The organism is uncultured Gemella sp. (genome assembly GCF_963525875.1).
Taxonomy (GTDB): Bacteria; Bacillota; Bacilli; order Staphylococcales; family Gemellaceae; genus Gemella.
In genome coordinates this window covers 1-4,982 of sequence record NZ_CAURMG010000066.1, presented here as the reverse complement: position 1 = coordinate 4,982, position 4,982 = coordinate 1, and the positions used below count along the sequence as shown (strand labels likewise).

The following is a 4,982-nucleotide window of genomic DNA, read 5'->3' as shown; positions in this document are numbered from 1 at the left end:
AAGGTGATACTGCACAAGGAGCTACTAAAGCTGCTACAGTAGAAACTGGATACACTTTACAAGTTCCTCTATTCGTTAAAGAAGGAGACGTATTAGTTATTAATACAGCTGAAGGTTCTTACGTATCAAGAGCATAATTTAAGAATAATTACAAAACTCTCTATTATTTCGATGATAGGGAGTTTTCTAGTAAAGGAGAAAATATATGAGATACTTACTTTTACTTCGTGGAATAAATGTTGGTGGGAAGAATAAAGTATCTATGACTGAATTGAAAGATTTGATTTCACATTTAGGATACGAAAATGTTATTACTTATATTAACAGTGGCAATATAATATTTGATAGTACTGACAGTATTGAAATTGTTAACGATAAGATATCAGAAATACTAAATACTTATTCTTTTAAAATTAATAAAGTAATACTTACACAAAAAGATTATTTAGATGAAATTGCTAATTTACCAAGTTGGTGGAGTAGCGACATTTATAGAAAGGATGTGTTGTTCTATAGTAATGAAGTAGAGTATCCATCTATTATAGAACGAATAAATACAATGCCTTTAAATGATGAATTGGTATATTTTGGGAATAAAGCTATCTTTTGGGGAAAATTAAATGAAAAAGAATATTTAAAAACTTCATATCATAAATATCTGATTAAAGAAAGTTTCTATAAATTTATAACAATTAGGAATGGCAGAACTTTTGATAAAATAGCAGAATTACTTAACAGTTAATTTTTAAATGTATTAAAGACGTATATCTTTACTTAAGTTGGACAATAATGATATAATTACCTAATGAAAAAATTAAGGAGAATATAATGAAATTAGATAAATTATCAATCATCTTAGGATTTATTGTATATTGTTCATTAACAGTTTTTTTAGGATTTTACTCTTATAAATTGTTATTAGTATTTATTGGTATAAGTGCTTTAATTTTTCTTATTACAAAGTTACATTTTGAACCATTTTTATCTATATTAATAGTTGCAATTATTCTAGGTTTATTTTTAGGTCTTTCCCCTAATACATTAATCGATTCTATAGAGAAGGGGACCGGATCACTACTAGGACATCTTTCTTTGATTTTAGGATTAGGAGCGATGTTCGGTAAAATATTAGAAGAATTAGGAGCAGTTGAAATAACCGCTAAAAAGATGATAAGTACATTTGGAATTAAAAGAATACAATTAGGATTACTTATTGCAGGAATGTGTATTAGTTTTTCTCTATTTTTTGATGTTGCTTTTATATTAGTAATACCTATTATATTGGCTGTTGCTAAAGAGCTTAAAATTGATAAAATTTACTTGGCATTACCAGCAAGTATCGGTGTCTTAACTATACATGCCTTATTTCCACCACATCCAAGTCCTAGTATCATAACTAAGACATTTCATCTTAATATGGCAGAAGTATTTTTCTACGGATTAATTGTTGCAATTCCAACAGCATTAATTGGTGGTCTATTATTAACTAATTCAAGACTAGTTAAAACAATGCCTATCTCAGAAAAAGAAACTAAAACTATAAGTGTTCTTAAAATTGAAAATCAGATTATGAGTTCATCATTTGCAATACTATTAATGTTGCTGCCTGTAATACTAATTACAATTCCTACAATTTTCTTAGGTATTCCGAATTTACCAGCAAATATTAAAGGAATTTTGTCTATTATAAGTAATCCAGTTACAGCATTAATAATAAGTTTACTAATTGCTATAATTAAATTGATGAAAGCTAAAGGACTAAGAGTTAGTAGTATTGTTCCTTTGTTAAGTCAATCAATTAAGACAATTGCTGTTGTTCTTTTAATTAACGGTGCTGCTGGAGGACTTAAACAAGTCCTAGTAGATTCAAAGGTTACTGATGAAATTGTTAGTTTAACAAATGGTTTAAATCTGTCTCCAATAGTAATAAGTTTCATAGTAGCAGCTATACTTAGAATATCACTTGGTAGTGCAACTATCGCCGCTATCACAACACTTGCCATAGTAGAGCCATTAGTTCCAACAGTTAGTTATTCACCAGTATTTATAATGCTAAGCATCACTGCTGGAAGTATGTTTTGCTCCCATGTAAATGATCCTGGTTTTTGGTTGTTTAAACAGTACTTAAATCTGGATTTTAAAACTACATTTAAGACTTGGACACTAGGAACAACAGTTTCAGCACTTATTGCATTTATTATAATTTTAATAATAACTTCGCTTACATAAATATTTTTTAAATAATTAAATGTTTTTGCTTGATATTTATGTTTAGTTATGTTATATTATTAGTTGTGTATGTAGTAAATGTTATGAATAAACTATTTCCAAAAGGAGGATTAATTCATGGCAAAAGTTTGTTACGTAACTGGACGTAAAGCTCGTTCAGGAAATACTCGTTCACACGCGATGAACGCAACTAAAAGAAAATTCAAAGCCAATCTACAAAAAGTAACAATTTTAGTAGACGGACAACCTAAAAAAGTTTGGGTTTCTGCTAGAGCTTTAAAATCTGGAAAAGTTGAGCGTGTATAATTAAGCGATAAACTTTAAGCTATCTAAGGAAACTTAGGTAGCTTTTTACATTATATTCATTACATAATGGAAAAAACTTCAAAATTCGTTAGAATATACTAAATTTTATATAAATAGCCATTTAAATCAATTCTGAGCATTATAATAAGTTTTTGGAGTAATTATATTATTTTTAAATTTTAAAAGGCTCATACGCTATTTAAATAGGTCGAATATTTAAAAATATGAAATCATAAAAGTAATAAATATAATTTGTGAGATATTATTCTAAATTTTTAAAATTAGGATAAAAAATATAGCAATAAAATAGAATAGAACTAATTTCACTTTTAAATAAATGAGGGGGATTAATGTTATTGAAAGAAGTATATAAATATGATATAATATAATTGTTCGTATAATACATATTATATGTATAATTTAATAAATATAGGAGAATGTAGTAATACCAATGAATCAACGTGATTATTATAAACAAAAAATAAATAAAATACTCCCAGAGTTTCCTGAATACATAGAAGATTTTATAGATACATATTATGATAATTTATCTCCATTAACATTACACAGATATCTTGAAACGTATAAGAATTTTTTAAATTGGACAATAAGAGAAACTATATCTGATGCTGAACTTATAAAAGATGTAAGCCTTGCTACTTTAGAGAATATTTCTAAAAAAGAAATGGAAAGTTATTTTAAAAGTCTTTCTCGCGAACAAGTTAATGGTAAATACCGTAGCCAAACTACTATAAACAACTATAAAGCTGCTATGAGATCACTCTATAAATTTCTTACTGTAACAAGTGAAACTGAACAAGGACGTGCTTATTTTGAACGTAATGTAATGCTTAAAATCCCTATTAATCGTGTTAAGGAAACATTATCATCACGATCTAAAAAAATATCTGAGAAGATATTCCTAGATTCTCAAGATGAGGAATTTTTACAGTATGTTGAATTTGAATATGAACAAACATTATCTAATCATGGAAAATCATTTTTCCTTCGAGATAAAGCTAGAGATTTAGCTATATTAACTTTATTTTTAAAAAGTGGTATCCGTGTTAATGAACTTGCCAATCTAAAAGTAAAAGATATAGATTTTTTAAATAGTGAAATTAACGTAATTAGAAAAGGGAATAAAGTCGATACAGTCATAATTACAAAATCAGCTCTAGATAGACTTAATGAGTACATTACTTCCCTACCTATTAAGCTCAATAGAGAAGATTATGTATTTATTAGTAAAAACAAAACTGGACTGTCGATAAGAGCTATTCAAAAATTAGTAATGAAATATACGGATGCATTTAATGTACCAATGTCTCCCCACAAATTAAGACATAGTTACGGTACAAAACTAGCACTTAAAACAAATGGCAATATCCCAATTATTATGACACAAATGGGACATTCCAACAGCGATACATCAATGTTATACATTAACGAATCAAAAAAGATTATTAAACAAAACATTGATAAACTAGATGATTAGTATTGAAATATATCTCCTATTGAGGTAAAATATAAAAATTATTAAATTTTATGGAGATAATAATGGGTATTATTGTTCAAGTTATAGGATCCCTACTTATTCTTAATTTAGTCAATTAGGAAAACTTAAAACAACTTCACTTAGTTTATTTATTACTAAATGCTATGGGAGCATTAATTCTTGGTATTGACGCCTTTATAGGTAAACAATGGGGATTTGTTTTACTTGAAGGTGTTTGGTCAATAGTTGCAATTCAAGGGTTAGTTAAGTACTTCAATAAAGAGAAAGTAAAATAAAGAATATAGTTTACATATTATTAATTATGTAAACTATATTCTTTTATAATATCTTTTATGAATTTCGTTTTGCCAGCTGTATATCCTTCTCTATCATACTTATATGTTGTTTCTAAATCTAATTTTAATCTTTCATATAGTTTTGCTAATTTTGGATTTTCTATTAATACATCTCTAAACTTAACTTCTTCAATATCACCTTTTTTTCTCACATGTAGATGGTATACTTTATCTAGAAAACCATCATGACCATATCCTTTAACTAGAAAAGCTCTATCCTCTTCTTTCCAACGTAGTTCCCACTCAGGATTAAGAATGTCAATTATATTATAAAAATCATTACTTTCATTGATTTCTAATATTATTATATATCCTTGAATATATATTGGGAATGGCTGTACTACCTATGTGTTATAAACTTACTTTATATTTTTTAAGTTTAGCTAGTAAATTTGTCTTTTCGTCTTCATACCAATGTACCCACTCACTATTATGCTTAACAAGTTCTATGGGAGTGACTCAAAAATCGCGATTTCGTAGAAATCGATTTTGTCGAGTCACCCCCGCACAGTTTATTAGATATCTAAAGAGCTTTCATAAAGCGAATTTAGATATCAATAAACCACTGCGTCTATGTGTTCTCATATGAATTT

The 4,982-nt window shown here is 27.4% G+C and carries 6 protein-coding genes and 1 pseudogene; 6 read left to right on the top strand and 1 reads right to left on the bottom strand.

The window, feature by feature from the left end:
- The 6 genes and pseudogenes from RWQ73_RS07605 to RWQ73_RS07580 all read left to right on the top strand — a co-directional run.
- A pseudogene (locus RWQ73_RS07605) lies at positions 1-137 on the top strand (elongation factor P); the annotation flags it as partial.
- 68 nt (positions 138-205) lie between these two features.
- Entirely contained in the window at positions 206-742 is a 537-nt protein-coding gene (locus tag RWQ73_RS07600) for a DUF1697 domain-containing protein (RefSeq protein ID WP_314407765.1), read from the top strand.
- A gap of 86 nt (positions 743-828) precedes the next feature.
- A complete protein-coding gene (locus RWQ73_RS07595; RefSeq protein WP_314407763.1) occupies positions 829-2,229 on the top strand; it encodes a gluconate:H+ symporter in 1,401 nt (466 codons plus the stop codon).
- A gap of 117 nt (positions 2,230-2,346) precedes the next feature.
- The gene (gene rpmB, locus RWQ73_RS07590; protein ID WP_004631997.1) at positions 2,347-2,535 is read left to right on the top strand and encodes a 50S ribosomal protein L28; all 189 of its coding nucleotides are present in this window, start codon (positions 2,347-2,349) and stop codon (positions 2,533-2,535) included.
- A 451-nt stretch (positions 2,536-2,986) separates the two neighbouring features.
- Positions 2,987-4,033, top strand: a complete 1,047-nt coding sequence (xerS, locus tag RWQ73_RS07585; protein ID WP_314407762.1) for a tyrosine recombinase XerS — start codon at positions 2,987-2,989, stop codon at positions 4,031-4,033.
- A 164-nt stretch (positions 4,034-4,197) separates the two neighbouring features.
- Positions 4,198-4,329 (top strand): hypothetical protein, encoded by a 132-nt coding sequence (locus tag RWQ73_RS07580; RefSeq protein ID WP_314407760.1) that lies wholly within the window; start codon positions 4,198-4,200, stop codon positions 4,327-4,329.
- Positions 4,330-4,349: 20 nt separating this feature from the next.
- On the opposite strand, the gene RWQ73_RS07575 is transcribed toward RWQ73_RS07580, so the two are convergent.
- Positions 4,350-4,646 carry a GrpB family protein gene (locus RWQ73_RS07575; protein WP_314407767.1) on the bottom strand — a complete coding sequence of 99 codons (297 nt, stop codon included), beginning with the start codon at positions 4,644-4,646 and terminating at the stop codon, positions 4,350-4,352.
- Positions 4,647-4,982 lie beyond the last annotated feature (336 nt).